Source organism: Brevundimonas sp. Soil_N_31 (assembly GCF_057655995.1).
Map to the genome: position 1 here is coordinate 143,792 of NZ_JBDGLE010000003.1, position 13,142 is coordinate 156,933.

A 13,142-nucleotide genomic window follows, 5' to 3' on the forward strand; every position below is an offset into this window, starting at 1 on the left:
GATGATCGACAAGTCCCGCACGCCCGAAGCCGACCTCGCCTTCATGCGCTCGATCGTTGAGGGCAACGGGCGACCGCCGATGACCCTGGCGGTCTGTTATCTGGCGGGGGGGCTGCTGTACGGCCTGCAGTGCCTGTTCCACGTCGGACAGGTGATCGGCCTGATCCGCTGGCCCGATCTGGCCAATCTGGTCTTTGTCGTCGGCATCACCGTCGCCTTCCTGGCGGTCCTGACCTGGGCGATCCTGAAGGACCGCAAGGCCGGCGCGTCCAACCGGGGGCCGCTGGCGACGCGGGTGACGAACGCCGCGTTCAGCGCCACGGGCATGGCCAACGCCGCCGTGGTCATCGTCTTCGCCGTGGGGGCGGTGCGGGACCAGGACTTCGCCGTCTGGCTCTATTACGCCGCCATCGTCTTCGCCCTGCAGGCGGCGGCCTGGTATGTGGCCTGGGTGCTGAAGAAGAAGGGCTGGATGCTGGCGGTGTCGCTGGGCGGATGGGTCACGGCGGTGGCCCTGGGCGTTTTGGTGCGCCAGCCGGTGGCCTATCTGGGCGTCTGCACCCTGGCGCTGTTCCTGCTGTTCGCCCTGCCGGGCTGGATTTTGTTCCGCGACGCCCGCGCAGGCGTGAAGGCCGACTGACGCCATGGGTCTGGCGGACGACTTTGGACGGATCGACGAGGTCATCCACGGCCGCATGCGGCTGGGGATCATGGTCTATCTGGTCGATGTCGAAGCGGCGGACTTCACCGAACTGAAGACGGTGCTGGAGGCGACCCAGGGCAATCTGTCGGTCCATCTTAAGAAGCTGGAGGAGGCGGGCTATGTCGCCATCAGCAAGAGCTTCGTGAACAACAAGCCCCTGACCCGCATCGCCATCACGTCGGAGGGGCGGGCGGCGTTCGCCGCCTATCTGGACGCCCTAGGCGGACTGATCGGACGAAAGGGCTGACGCCGGGGCGGCGTCAGCACCGATTATCTAGTGAGCGGCGGCCTGGGCGAGATCTTCGTCCTCGAACTTGACCAGGGTCAGCTTGCGCACGGCGCCGGACGGGTCCGGCCAGGTGATCGACTGGCCTTCCTTCAGACCGATCAGACCGGCTCCGACATAGGACAGGATGGAGACGCGGCCGGCGTCGATGTCGGCTTCCTTGGGCAGGACCAGCTGAACGCGACGCACGTCGGGGCTGTGATCGTCTGAGTACTGAAGCCATCGATTCAGGGTGACGACGTTCTTGGGCATGGCCTTGGGCTCGCACACCTTGGCGCGGTCCAGTTCCTGTTGCAGCAGGCCTGCGGGGCCCGAGCCGGGCAGGTCGCCGACCAGGCGGTCCAGGGCGTCGAAGTCGTCGCTGCGAAGCGTGATGGCGGGCAGGGCGCCCTTGCGGGGGGTGGTCATGAGGAAAACTCTCTGGAAATTCGGGCGACGTCAGGCGGCCGAGGGGCCGTCATCGTCGGGATGTTTTGGGTCAAGGTGTTCTGGGTGGGCATGTTCGGGGTCGGACGACGCCTCGGGCGCGGTCGGCCTCCGAAAGGGAATGATGTCGGCGCCGCGCGGCGGTTCGCCGGGACGGTTGTCGTCCGTGGTGTCTGGGCGGCGTGTCATGCGCAAATCTACGCGAGCGGCCCCAGGCCGGCGCGGTCCTGCAAAATGAATGGGGAAACAGGAGACTTAAAGCAACTTGGTCCCGTAACGGGCGCCCGGCGCAGGGCGCACGGCGGACCGCTACGGGTTAAAGGCCTTCGACGCGGCGTCCCGCGTGGGTGAGGCGTCGAGCCTGGCTGACGAAGCGTTCCATTGCCTTTAGAGGCTGGACCCAGGCGCGGTGAAAGTCAAACCGCGCTCTCTGGAGTCGATGTCGCATGACCCATCAATCCCTCGTGAAGCCGCCGCTCGTCATGGGCATCGTCAACGTCACGCCGGACAGCTTTTCCGACGGCGGGCGGCACGCCACGATCGAGGCCGCCCTGGCGCATGCGATGAGGATGATCGACCAGGGCGCCGATGTGCTGGACATCGGGGGCGAAAGCACGCGGCCCGGCTCGGAGCCGGTCGGTGAAGCCGAAGAGATCGCCCGCGTCACGCCGCTGATCGCTGCGATCCGAGCGCGCTGGGACGGCCGGATCAGCATCGACACCATGAAGCCCGGCGTCGCCCGCGCCGCCGTCGCCGCCGGGGCGACGATGTGGAACGACGTGACGGCCCTGAGCCATGCGCCCGACAGTCTGGCGACCGCCGCCGAGTTGGGCTGTGAGGTGGTGCTGATGCATATGAAGGGCGCGCCCAAGACGATGCAGGACGACCCGCGTTATGATGACGTCACGGCCGAGGTCATGGCGCATCTGGCGGCGCGGGTCGAGGCGGCCATGGCGGCGGGCGTGGCGCGCGAGAAGATCTGGCTGGACCCCGGCATCGGCTTCGCCAAGACGACGGCGCATAATCTGACGCTGACGGCGCGGTTGGACGCCCTGGTCGATCTGGGCTTTCCCGTTCTCTACGCCGCCAGCCGCAAGCGGCTGATCCAGGGTGTGGACGAGACGGCCGTCACCGCGACCGACCGGCTGGGCGGCTCCTTGGCTTTGGCGATGGAGGGGGCGCGCCGTGGGGCAAGGATGGTTCGGGTCCACGACGTGCGCGAGACGGTCCAGGCGCTGAAGGTCCAGGCCGCGGTGGCTGACCTGTTCTCAGTCCGGCGTTGACGTCGCGGACGCGGCGGCCGGCTCCGCCTGGTCGCGGCCTTTGGCATAGTAGCCGCCGCACAGCTTGATAGTCCCGTCCAGAGACCGGCCGGTTCCGAACACGGCGGGCGTATGAACGGCCTGGGTGATGGGGGCCGAGACATTGGGGAAGTTGGCGGACAGATAGGCGCGAACATTGTCGCGCCAGCCTTCGACCCGGTCTGGCGGGGTGAGGTCCGGGCGCGGCGTATCGAACAGGTAGAAGAACTGGTTCTGCATGGCCTGACGCGGAACCCGGCCGTCTCTCGTCGCTTCGTGCAACTCCGTCAGGCTGGTGTTGGGGTTGTAGCGACCGACGAAGACGACTTCGCCCGGCCGGACGTCGAAACGAACCGTGCCGTTGTTGTAGCAGACGCCCCATTGGCTGATCCGCAAATCGGCAAGCGCATAGACTCCGGGTTTGGCCTGTCCGACCAGGTAGGATCGCTCGCTGACTGCGGCGGACTGGGGATCAATGCCTGCCCAGCCGCCGAAGAAGTTGGCGGTGATCTTACCGGTGGCGGGGTCGAACGCCATGACGCCGAGATTGTACTGGGCGTGAGCGCGCAAGTCTTCGGTCGGCTCCACCTCGATGACTACAAGGCCGATATCAGACGAGGAAGAAACGCTGATGTCCTTTGGCGTAGCCGCGCAGGCGGCCGTCATAAGAACGCCCAAGGCCGCGAAGACCATACGCAGGTTCATGTCATTATTCCCTGATACCGGAGTTCACTGGTACGGTAGGAGCGAGACTTCGCCAAGAGGGAAGAGCACGGCCCAGGCTGGCGTTCGGCTTAAACCTTGGGCTTCCAGGCGGCTGCGACCTGATCGGGAAAGCGGTCGATGATGAAGGTCGGCTCGATGGCTCGTTCCAGCCAGAGCTTGGCCCCGGCGAGGACAAGGGTGAAGCCTTCCATCGCTTCGAGAGCGGCCTTTACGCCTGAATCGGAGGTTGCGAAGCCGCGATTGGTGATTTCGACCCAGGTCGCGACTCCACGATCCTCGAATGTCCATTCGACCTCGGTGGGAACCTCGTCCAGATCCCATTCAATCAGGATGCGGCGGTTCGGCTCCAACGCCTTGACCAGCAGTCGACTGACGACGCCGTACATGCCCCATGTCCAGGTAACGTGGGCGCCTGGCGTCAGGCGCCGGTCCGCATGGGTGAACCAGAACCATGACGTCACCCCTGGCTCGGTGAAGGCCTGATAGACTTCGTCGGTCGGCCGACGGATCAACATTCCAGTCTTCACCAAAGGTGCTTTCATGTACCCATCCTTACCATGAAATTCGTGTGACGAAGCTCATCAGATCGCGCTCTTTGCATCGGACTTGCTGAATTCTACCAAATCCGTCTGCTCTTTCCTTAAGAACGACGTGCATTGTTTTTATAGCTGAGTATCAAAGTTCGATCTTTAGCCCTCTTTTGAAGGGAGGGCAGTCGGGGCTGGGCAAGAAGACGGTTCTGTCTTGTCTGAGGCGCCGCCATCGGCCATGCAGCCGTCATGTCCTGGCTTCTGTCTATCAATCCGTGGTTGGTGCTTGTGGTTGCGGGCCTGTTTGAGGTGGGCTGGGCCTCCGGCGTCAAATATGTCGGTGTTCAGAGACCACTGATCTCATTGGGCGTGGCCGTGGCCTTGGCCGCCAGCATGGTGGGCCTGTGGGCCGCCACGCAGAAGTTGCCGGTGGGCACGGCCTATGCGGTCTGGACCGGCATCGGTGCGGTTGGCGCGGCTGTGGTCGGGATCGTGGTCTATGGCGAGCCGGCGACGGCGGTGCGGGCTGTCTGCATACTATTGATCGTGGCCGGCATCGTCGGGCTGAAGCTCTTCTCGGGGGCGCACTGATGACCCAGGATGCGGATCTGGTGAAGGAGGGCGGGCGCGGGCGCGTGCTGATCCTGGCGGGCTCGGACTCCGGCGGCGGAGCGGGCGTGCAGGCCGACATCAAGGCCGTGACCATGCTGGGCGGGTTCGCCGCTACGGCGATCACGGCGATCACAATCCAGAACACCCTGGGCGTTCACGGCGTCCATGCCTTGCCGCTGGAGGTCATCGAGGCCCAGGCCAAGGCGGTGTTGGACGACATCGGAGCCGATGCCCTGAAGACCGGCATGCTGGGCTCGATCGAGGTGGTCGAGACGGTCGCGGAACTGATCGACTATGCCGGCAACACGCCGACGGTGGTGGACCCGGTGATGATCGCCAAGGGCGGCTCGCCGTTGCTGGAGGACCGTGCGGTTGAAGCGGTCCGGCGGCTGATGGTGCCGCGCGCGGCCCTTTTGACCCCCAATGCGCCCGAAGCCGAAACCCTGACAGGGATCGCCGTGGCCGATCTGGACGGACAGCGACGAGCCGGCGAGGCCCTGCTGGCGATGGGCGCGCGGGCGGTGCTGATGAAGGGCGGTCATGTGCCCGGCGAGACGGTTGTCGATCTGCTGCTGACCGCGAACGGCGAGACGGTGCTCGAGAGCGAGCGGGTCGATACACGTCATACGCATGGGACCGGCTGCACCCTGGCCAGCGCATGCGCTGCGGGGATCGCCAAGGGCCTGCCGCTGCAGACCGCCGTGGCCGAGGCCTGGGCTTACGTCGCCGAGGCTATCCGCCGCGCGCCGGGACTGGGCCAGGGGCACGGCCCGCTGGATCACGGCTGGCCCTTGCGCTGAAATCCCATGCCCCATGGATCGTCCATGAACCTTGAGACCCGACTGATCGACATCATCCGCGCGGATGCGGACGTGATGCAAGTCCTGACCGTGGTGCGAGAACTGGATCTGCCGGATTGGCGGCTGTTCTCGGGGGCGGTCTATCAGGGCGTGTGGAACGCCCGGACGGGACGCGCCCCAGGCTATGGCGTCAAGGACTACGACATTGGCTATTTCGACCCTGACACCTCCTGGGCCGCGGAGGATGCGGTGATCAAGCGGGTCGCGGCTGCTTTCGACGCGCCGGTGCGCGAGCGGGTCGAGGTGCGCAATCAGGCGCGGGTCCACATATGGTTCGAAGGCAAATTCGGCGAACCATACGAGGCCCTGACCAGTACCGATGAAGCGCCGGCTCGGTTCGTGGCGCCGGCGTTTGCGGTCGGGGTGCGGTTGGAGAAGGACGACGCCCTCAGCGTGGTCGCGCCGTTCGGGCTGGAGGACGTATTCGACATGGTGATCCGCCCCAATCCGACGCGGGGTCTGGCCAAGGGCTGGGACAAGGCGATCGCCAATGCGCGCGGGCGCTGGCCCGAGATCACGGTGATCGAACCGGCATAGGAAAAGGGCGCGACCCTTGCGGATCGCGCCCTCGGCAGAGCCCCTGACAGGGAGGGATGGGGCCCTGATTCCATGCCGCCGTCAGTGGCGGCGGTCGTTGTGGTCGCGGCGCTCATAGCGGATGCCGGCCGACAGACGGTCATATCGACGGTCCAGATCCTGGCGCTCCCAGCGGGTCAGGCCGCCGCGCTGATAGCTGCGCTCCAGACGGACCAGGCCGTTCAATTGGTCCTTCAGGCGTGAGGCTTCGCGGTAGCTGAGTTGGCGGTTGCGCAGGCCCTGGTCGATGCGGCGATCCAGGTTGTACTTGCGCTGGTTGATCGATTGCCAACCGCCGTAGTTCTGCTCGTAGCCGTGACCTCGCGAGGGACCGTGGCGATCATAGGATTGAGCCGCGGCGGGCAGGGCGGTCGAGGCGACCGTGACGGCCAGGGCGGGGATCAGCAGGTTTTTCATGATCTTGCTCCTTCGGTTCTTCGCAACCGGATCGGGCTGCGTTGACGCCACAAGACCACCCCGGGCCTGAGCCGCATCTGAACGGCGCGTTTCAGACAGCGTTCATCAGCATGAGACTTTCGTCATGAGGGGCGGCTGATGAATTCGTCCTGCGGCGCCGGGGCGACAGCGACGGAGAATCCCTGCGCGAGCGTTCCTTGTGCGGGTGAACGGCGATAGACTGCACGTTCAGCCCCCGTTCAGAGGCCCCTGTCTAGAAGACAAACCATGATGCGTATTCGAGCCCTCCTGCTGGCCGGCCTGATCGCCATCGTCCCGTTGACGGGCGCGGCGGCCCAGTCGCGCGGCCGCGACCGGGATAGCAACGACGATCGCTTCCAGGATCGTCGCGAGGAACCCCGGAGCTATCCGGGCCAGGGGCTGCGGGATGCGCCTCGCTCGGCCCCTCGCGCCGATCCCGGCGACATCGCCCGCCGCGTCCAGTCGGGCCGACCTGGTCGGATGCTGGGCGTACGCGAGCGCGGCGGCGACTATGTGGTGCGTTGGGAGTACCCGGGCGGACGCGTGTCGGACATACAGGTTGACGGCCAGTCCGGCCGGGTTCGCGGAGACGACTGAATGCGGGTGCTGCTTGTCGAGGACGACGTCGATCTGTCGCGCCAGTTGAAGACGGCCCTGAGCGACGCCGGATACGCCGTGGACCATGCCCCGGACGGCGAGGAGGCCTGGTTTCTGGGCGATACCGAACCCTATGACGTGGTGGTGCTGGACCTCGGTCTGCCCAAGATCGACGGGGTCTCGGTTCTGGAACGCTGGCGGCGCGAGGGCAAGGCTACGCCGGTGCTGATCCTGACGGCGCGCGGCGCCTGGTCGGACAAGGTGGCGGGCTTTGACGCGGGGGCCGACGATTATCGGACCAAGCCGTTCCACACCGAGGAACTGCTGGCCCGCCTGCGCGCCCTGCTGCGCCGTTCGGCCGGCCATGCGGCGGCGACCCTGACGTGCGGCGGCCTGAGGCTGGACCCGCGCGCGGCGCGGGCGACGGTCAACGGCGAGCCGCTGCGGCTGACGTCGCTGGAATACCGGCTGCTGCACTATCTGATGATGCATCAGGGCCGGGTCATCAGCCGGACCGAACTGGTCGAGCACCTGTATGATCAGGACTTCGATCGAGATTCCAACACCATCGAGGTTTTCGTCGGGCGCCTGAGAAAGAAGATCGGTTCGGACCGGATCGAGACGGTGCGCGGCCTGGGCTATCGCCTGTCGCCGTTAGCCGGTGAAAGCGACGCTGCCTGATCGTCCTTCCATGATCGAGCCCATCACCGACCTTGGGGGCGAGGACGCGGCGTCCCTGCCGCCCGTCAGGCGCGAATGGGCCCGTTGGTTCGGCCGCCCCGGTCGGTCGCTGACGCGGCGGCTGATCTGGTTGGCGGCGGCGTGGATCCTGATTGGCCTGGCGGTGGCGGCGGTGGTGCTGACGTCGGTGTTCCAGGAGGCGGCCTTGCGCCGGCTGAGCAACACCCTAGGCGACACCATTGACGAGGCCGTGGTCGCCTCCGTCATCACGCCCGAGGGCGAGGTCTTCGTCGGCGAGATCCAGGACGCCCGCACCCAGCGTCTGCTGTCCGGCAAATACTGGATGGTCGCTGAGCCGGGGCGCGACGGCAGGCTGCACGTCCTGGCGCGGTCCGCTTCACTGGGCCAGGCCGAACTGGACTACGGTCCCGAGTTGGCCGAGCGACTGCGGTCGGCCTTCGGCCAGACCATCAGCTACAACGCCGAAGACGGCCCCAAGGGCGAGCCTCTGCGTATCGCCGCCAGTATGAAGCAATTGCCGGATCGCCAGCGGCCGGTGGTCTTTTTCGCCGGTATCGATCGTTCGGACGTCGATGCCGACACCCGCCAGTTCGCCACGGTGACGTGGATCGCCATGCTGCTGCTGGGGGCAGGGCTGGTCTCGGCGGTCTTTATCCAGGTGCGGGTGGGTCTGCGCCCGCTGTTCGACTTGGGCGACGAGATTTCCAACGTCCGCCAAGGCCGCACGCATCGGGTCGAGGGCGATTATCCGCTGGAAATCCAGCCCCTGGCCGAGCAGGTCAACCGCCTGCTGGCCCACAATCAGGAGACCGTCGAGCGTCAGCGTACCCACGTCGGCAATCTGGCCCACGCGCTGAAGACTCCGCTGGCGGTCATGCTGGCCGAGGCCAACGGCCAGCAGGGCGCGCTGCCCGATCTGGTGCGCCGTCAGACCAAGGTGATGCAGGATCAGGTCGATCATCACCTGCGCCGCGCCCGCGCCGCCGCTCGCGCCGCCCACGGTCTGGGCGAACGCACCGACGTCAGCGAGGTTCTGGATGAGCTGGCGGTCATGCTGGAGCGGGTGTTCGAGACCAAGGACGTCGAGATCGACTGGCGTGCTCCGGACGATCTGGCCTTCCTGGGCGAGCGGCAGGATCTGCAGGAAATCTTCGGCAACCTGCTGGAGAACGCCGCCAAATGGTGCAAGCGCCGGGTGCGTATCTCGGCCGGACCATCGACGCCGGGCCAGATGATCGCCGTGGTCGAGGACGACGGCCCCGGCCTGCCCGCCGACCAGCGCGACACCGCCCTGAAACGCGGCACGCGCATGGATGAGGACACGCCCGGCACGGGCCTGGGCTTGTCGATCGTCGACGAACTGACCCGCGCCTACGGCGGCCGCGTCACCCTGGCCGACAGCGACATGGGCGGCCTGAAGGTGGTGCTGGAACTACCCGCGGCGGAGGGGTGAGGCGGACAGTGTCGCAGCAATGAGCGTGAAGCTGTTAGATCTGGGTTGCAGACAGTCAGCCTTTGGCGCCTACTTTATCAAAGCAACTGAGGGGAAAGCTGCAATGAGACTTGAGAAGAATTTTCTTGCGGTGGCCGCATACGTTGGCCTTGGCGTGTTGGCTATTGCGACGATCACATTCGGTGCGCTTTACCACTTTGCGAGCAATGGTGATCGTTTTCAGCCTTGGTTGCTTCCCATGTGTATTTTGACTTTATTCGGTGCTGTTGTGGTTGATCGTTTTGTGAAGAGCCGTCGAACTGATCGCACAGAGTAAGCGATGGGAAGTCCCTAGCGGCTTGTGAACGCTCGTTACGACTTGTCGCTCAACTCTGGGATCAAGCAGCTGAGCGTGGCGCCGGGGTCCAAAGCGCGGCATTCCACCCGCGCGCACGCGCGGCTTCGACATTTTTTTCGATGTCGTCGATGAAGGCGATTGCCGGCGCGGGCAGATCCACGCGTTGCTCTACCGCTGCATAGAAATCCTGTGACGGTTTCGAAACGCCAAGCTGTGCGGCGTAGTGCATGTCGTCAAACCGGTCGCGAAGCTTGAGCGTATCCCACAGATAGGACGCGCGTTCATGCTCCTGAACGGTCGCCAGATGTAGAGGCGTTCCTGACGCCCGGACCTCGGCCAATTGAAACAGCAGGGCCTCGTCCAGATGGGCGTCGCCTTCGAACCAGTAGCGGATCAACTGATCACAGCTGACGTGCGGCGCGACGTCTGCGAGCGCGGGCGCCAATCGGTCCCGAAGCGTTGCGCGACCATGAACGACGTCGTCCCACCATGGTTTGAAAAAGCGGTCTTGCAGAGCCCGGCGTGGAATGCCCAGATCCTCTTCAATACGAGCGGACCATCCTGATGGATCGGGGTGACGAACCACGACGCCATCGACATCCACCATCAACACGGCCGGTTTCATCAGACCTGCAGCCCATCACACCTCGAGACAGAGGCATTCTGCTGGTTTGCAATCCGGCTGCAAGGGACGCGAAACGAGGTTCGCTTATAGATCGGTGGAGACGTCACTGGCGAAGGGCGAGCGATCCTGCCCCTGCTGTCGCACACGTCTCAAAATCCCCTGTTAACCCGCGACGGGGCACCCTCAGCGTCTTGGCCGGGAATCAGTTCGGTCGAAGGAGCCGGGATGGCGGACCTGTCGGGCGTCCAGAGGGCCGCCTTGGCCCATTTGATCGAACGGTGTCCGGACCGGATCCTGTCGCAGTTGCTGGGGCTGGCGGGAGCGATGGCAGGCGACAGGGCGGGCGCGATGCGCGAAATGGTCGAGGTCGAGTTGCTGGACCGTCGTCGTCGCGATGTCGCTTTCGGGCCTCTGGCTCCGTTGTTTCATCCGCGTGAAGACGGGCTGGGCGGGCTGGATTTTCCGGCGGACCTTCTGGTTCGGCTGTGGCGCGCGGCGACGCGCGGCGAGCCTGAGCTGCTGCCTCAGCTGGATCGCGACGACGACCTGTCGCGCATGGTCGCCGACCGCCTGTGCCACAGCGCCGCGGTGGTGCTGCGCGATGCGCCGGATGTGGTCTGGCCTGACGTCGGGCCGGAGCGGGTCGAGACCATGGCGGCCTGTCTGGATCTGGCGCCGGTGATGCGGCGAGCGCTGCCGTATCTGCCGGCTTGGATCGGACGGCCGGGCGTCGCCGAGCTGGCGGAACTGAAGCTGGCTCTGCGGCAGGCTTCGGCGGTTGGTCCGGGCGGCGTCGAGCGGCTGCTTGAGATTGTCTTCGCCCATATGCCGGACGCGCGGCTGATGTTGCGTGTGCTCGGCTTGATCGGCGCGTCAGGGCGCGAGGCGGCGACTGGGCGTGAGGAAGCGGATCGATTGATCGATCGGGTCGTGTCGGCCCTGGCGCAGCGCGCCGCCGAGGTCGTCGCACTCAACCCCGCCGCAGATGAGAATGAGCATAGGCGGCTGGCGGCCGGGCTGAACTGGTGCGCTGAAACCCTGGCCGAGATTGATGTCGCACTTTCGCTTGGAACCGACAGCGTCTGGGCCAAGGCCGTGCGTCAGGCGCGCCTGAAAATAGCGCTGCGCCTGTCCGAGCATTTCGCCGCAGCGGAGAAGGCGGTCGACGCGGTTCTGCCGGTCGAACGGACGGCTTTGGCGGGACGGATGACGCGGCCTACCCCGCGTCTGGATCAGGCGCCGGACCTGCAGGCGGCGGCGAAGGCGCGTGCGCTTTTGGCGCTGACGGGGCAGGTGCGCGACATCACTGCGGTGTTCGGCTGTGAAGCCGAGCGCCGCCAGACGGCCGAGGCCCTGACCGGGCGGTTGGCGACCTGGGCGGATGAGGCGATCGAGCGGTTGAACGACGGCCGGGCCACGGATGAGGTCGTGGCGCGCAAGCGCATCGGACTGACCGCCGAACTTCTGGGCCTGCTCGGAGCGCGGGACGCTTCGCGCACGGTGCGGCGGCGATTGGCTATTGCAGGTTCCAACGCAGGTGCGGCGTCGCGCGCCTCGCCTCCGGCCGCCTGATCCGCTACAGCGGCGGCCATGACGGTCTTCTGGATCATGACGGCCCTGGCGACGGCGCTGGCGGGCCTGGCGGTGCTGTCCGCCGCGCGACGCGGGGCGGAGGCCGAGAGCGTGGCGGATCGCGACGCGGGCGCGCGCGAACTGGCCGAGCTGGACCGGCTGAAGGCGCGGGGCCTGCTGGACGAGGCGAGCTGGACCGCCGCGCGAGCCGAAGCGGGCCGTCGCCTGCTGGCCGCCCACCGCGCGGATCGCCGTCCGGTGTCGCGCTCGGCCGACCGCTATTGGGTGCTGGGCGGGATCGGAGCGGCCGCCGCCGCGTCGCTGGGCCTCTATGTCGTCTTCGGCGCGCCCGGCATGAAGGATCAGGCCTATGAGACCCGCGTGCGCGAATGGGCCTCGACGCCCGAGGCGCTGGAGCCGGCGCAGGTTGCGGCCGTGCTGGGGCAGGTGGTCAAGGACCGGCCCGACGACCGCCTGGCCCTGACCATGCTGGGCGCCGCCCGGTTCGAGGCGGGCGACCCCATCGGCGCGGCTTCGGCCTTCCGCCGCGCCCTGGCCATACAGCCGGACGACGCCCAGAGCTGGGCGCGTCTGGGCGAGAGCCTGGTGCGGGCCAATGACGGTGCGGTCGACGGCGACGCCGAGGCGGCCTTCCGCCAGGCGGTCAAGCTGGACCCCGACCAGCTGGGCGCGCGCTTCTATCTGGGCGAGGCCGCCCTGGCGCGCGGCGACCGGGCCGAGGCCGAGGCCATGTGGACGCCCCTGATCGCCGTGCTGGCGTCGTCGGATCCGCGTCGCGCCGACCTGCAGAACCGCCTGGCCGAGGCCGCCCGATGAGCCGTTGGCCCGCCCTTAACCTCGTCCTATACGCGGTGGTGTTTTCCGCCGTCCCCGGATCGTCGACATGAGCTGGTTGCCCAAATCGCCCAAGGCGCGCCGCCGCCTGTGGGTCGTTATCGCTGCGGCGCCGGTGCTGGCTCTGGCCGTCGGCCTGTCGCTGTGGGCGATGAAGGACAATGTGACCTTCTTCTATTCCCCCTCGGAGGTGACGCCGCAGAAGGTTCCGGCCGGTCAGATGATCCGTCTGGGCGGTCTGGTCGAGGCGGGCAGCGTGCACAAGGCCGCCGACGGCTCGGTCGTCTTCGTCGTCACCGACAACGGCGCGACGGCGCAGGTGATCTATCACGGCGACCTGCCCGACCTGTTCCGCGAGGGGCAGGGCATCGTGGCGCAGGGCGCCTTCCGTCCCGACCGCACCTTCGAGGCCAGCCAGGTGCTGGCCAAGCACGACGAGACCTATATGCCGCGCGAAGTCGCCGACAGGCTGAAGGAAAAGGGCGAGTGGCGGCCGGATGATGCGGCGGCGCCCGCCGCGCCTGCGCAACAGGGGGCGTAAGC

The 13,142-nt window shown here is 66.7% G+C and carries 18 protein-coding genes; 13 read left to right on the forward strand and 5 right to left on the reverse strand.

The window, feature by feature from the left end; genetic code table 11:
* Nucleotide 1 precedes the first annotated feature (1 nt).
* The gene (locus AC3A3G_RS06075; RefSeq protein ID WP_200167094.1) at nucleotides 2-640 is read left to right on the forward strand and encodes a hypothetical protein; all 639 of its coding nucleotides are present in this window, start codon (nucleotides 2-4) and stop codon (nucleotides 638-640) included.
* Between the two features lie 4 nt (nucleotides 641-644).
* Nucleotides 645-950, forward strand: coding sequence for a winged helix-turn-helix domain-containing protein (locus AC3A3G_RS06080; RefSeq protein WP_200167095.1), 306 nt, complete (start codon nucleotides 645-647; stop codon nucleotides 948-950).
* Between the two features lie 27 nt (nucleotides 951-977).
* Here the strand turns inward: AC3A3G_RS06080 and rnk are convergent, their stop codons facing one another.
* Entirely contained in the window at nucleotides 978-1,397 is a 420-nt protein-coding gene (rnk, locus tag AC3A3G_RS06085) for a nucleoside diphosphate kinase regulator (protein WP_487487768.1), read from the reverse strand.
* Between the two features lie 464 nt (nucleotides 1,398-1,861).
* On the opposite strand from rnk, the gene folP reads away from it, so the two are divergent.
* Nucleotides 1,862-2,698, forward strand: coding sequence for a dihydropteroate synthase (gene folP / locus AC3A3G_RS06090; RefSeq protein WP_487487769.1), 837 nt, complete (start codon nucleotides 1,862-1,864; stop codon nucleotides 2,696-2,698).
* Here the strand turns inward: folP and AC3A3G_RS06095 are convergent.
* Both AC3A3G_RS06095 and AC3A3G_RS06100 read right to left on the reverse strand, forming a co-directional pair.
* The gene (locus tag AC3A3G_RS06095) at nucleotides 2,684-3,421 is read right to left on the reverse strand and encodes a hypothetical protein (RefSeq protein WP_200167097.1); all 738 of its coding nucleotides are present in this window, start codon (nucleotides 3,419-3,421) and stop codon (nucleotides 2,684-2,686) included. The genes folP and AC3A3G_RS06095 overlap by 15 nt on opposite strands.
* Before the next feature lie 89 nt (nucleotides 3,422-3,510).
* The gene (locus AC3A3G_RS06100; RefSeq protein ID WP_487487770.1) at nucleotides 3,511-3,957 is read right to left on the reverse strand and encodes an SRPBCC domain-containing protein; all 447 of its coding nucleotides are present in this window, start codon (nucleotides 3,955-3,957) and stop codon (nucleotides 3,511-3,513) included.
* 264 nt (nucleotides 3,958-4,221) lie between these two features.
* On the opposite strand from AC3A3G_RS06100, the gene AC3A3G_RS06105 reads away from it, so the two are divergent.
* From AC3A3G_RS06105 to AC3A3G_RS06115, 3 genes are read left to right on the forward strand one after another with little or no spacing between them, the layout of a single operon-like run.
* Entirely contained in the window at nucleotides 4,222-4,563 is a 342-nt protein-coding gene (locus AC3A3G_RS06105) for a DMT family transporter (RefSeq protein WP_125900593.1), read from the forward strand.
* Nucleotides 4,563-5,384, forward strand: coding sequence for a bifunctional hydroxymethylpyrimidine kinase/phosphomethylpyrimidine kinase (gene thiD, locus AC3A3G_RS06110; RefSeq protein WP_125900594.1), 822 nt, complete (start codon nucleotides 4,563-4,565; stop codon nucleotides 5,382-5,384). Before AC3A3G_RS06105 ends, thiD begins: the two co-directional genes overlap by 1 nt.
* Before the next feature lie 24 nt (nucleotides 5,385-5,408).
* Nucleotides 5,409-5,981 carry a nucleotidyltransferase family protein gene (locus AC3A3G_RS06115; RefSeq protein ID WP_125900595.1) on the forward strand — a complete coding sequence of 191 codons (573 nt, stop codon included), beginning with the start codon at nucleotides 5,409-5,411 and terminating at the stop codon, nucleotides 5,979-5,981.
* A gap of 81 nt (nucleotides 5,982-6,062) precedes the next feature.
* On the opposite strand, the gene AC3A3G_RS06120 is transcribed toward AC3A3G_RS06115, so the two are convergent.
* Nucleotides 6,063-6,437, reverse strand: a complete 375-nt coding sequence (locus tag AC3A3G_RS06120; protein ID WP_125900596.1) for a hypothetical protein — start codon at nucleotides 6,435-6,437, stop codon at nucleotides 6,063-6,065.
* Nucleotides 6,438-6,704: 267 nt separating this feature from the next.
* Here AC3A3G_RS06120 and AC3A3G_RS06125 point away from each other — a divergent pair, with 267 nt between their 5' ends.
* The 4 genes from AC3A3G_RS06125 to AC3A3G_RS06140 are packed head-to-tail and all read left to right on the forward strand — an operon-like array spanning nucleotide 6,705 to nucleotide 9,526.
* Nucleotides 6,705-7,055, forward strand: coding sequence for a hypothetical protein (locus tag AC3A3G_RS06125; RefSeq protein ID WP_125900597.1), 351 nt, complete (start codon nucleotides 6,705-6,707; stop codon nucleotides 7,053-7,055).
* Nucleotides 7,056-7,736, forward strand: coding sequence for a response regulator transcription factor (locus tag AC3A3G_RS06130; RefSeq protein ID WP_487487771.1), 681 nt, complete (start codon nucleotides 7,056-7,058; stop codon nucleotides 7,734-7,736).
* Nucleotides 7,737-7,746: 10 nt separating this feature from the next.
* Complete coding sequence (locus AC3A3G_RS06135; protein ID WP_234288743.1) at nucleotides 7,747-9,210, forward strand: ATP-binding protein; 1,464 nt, start codon at nucleotides 7,747-7,749, stop codon at nucleotides 9,208-9,210.
* Between the two features lie 19 nt (nucleotides 9,211-9,229).
* Nucleotides 9,230-9,526, forward strand: coding sequence for a hypothetical protein (locus AC3A3G_RS06140; RefSeq protein WP_200167100.1), 297 nt, complete (start codon nucleotides 9,230-9,232; stop codon nucleotides 9,524-9,526).
* Nucleotides 9,527-9,587: 61 nt separating this feature from the next.
* Here the strand turns inward: AC3A3G_RS06140 and AC3A3G_RS06145 are convergent, their stop codons facing one another.
* Entirely contained in the window at nucleotides 9,588-10,172 is a 585-nt protein-coding gene (locus AC3A3G_RS06145) for an HAD-IA family hydrolase (RefSeq protein WP_487487772.1), read from the reverse strand.
* Between the two features lie 225 nt (nucleotides 10,173-10,397).
* Between AC3A3G_RS06145 and AC3A3G_RS06150 the strand changes: the two genes are divergently transcribed.
* The 3 genes from AC3A3G_RS06150 to ccmE all read left to right on the forward strand — a co-directional run bounded on the left by AC3A3G_RS06150 (nucleotide 10,398) and on the right by ccmE (nucleotide 13,140).
* Nucleotides 10,398-11,744 carry a hypothetical protein gene (locus tag AC3A3G_RS06150; protein WP_200167102.1) on the forward strand — a complete coding sequence of 449 codons (1,347 nt, stop codon included), beginning with the start codon at nucleotides 10,398-10,400 and terminating at the stop codon, nucleotides 11,742-11,744.
* A gap of 18 nt (nucleotides 11,745-11,762) precedes the next feature.
* A complete protein-coding gene (gene ccmI / locus AC3A3G_RS06155; protein WP_487487773.1) occupies nucleotides 11,763-12,581 on the forward strand; it encodes a c-type cytochrome biogenesis protein CcmI in 819 nt (272 codons plus the stop codon).
* 67 nt (nucleotides 12,582-12,648) lie between these two features.
* On the forward strand, nucleotides 12,649-13,140 hold the full coding sequence (ccmE, locus tag AC3A3G_RS06160; RefSeq protein WP_487487774.1) for a cytochrome c maturation protein CcmE: 492 nt from the start codon (nucleotides 12,649-12,651) through the stop codon (nucleotides 13,138-13,140).
* Nucleotides 13,141-13,142: the final 2 nt, after the last annotated feature.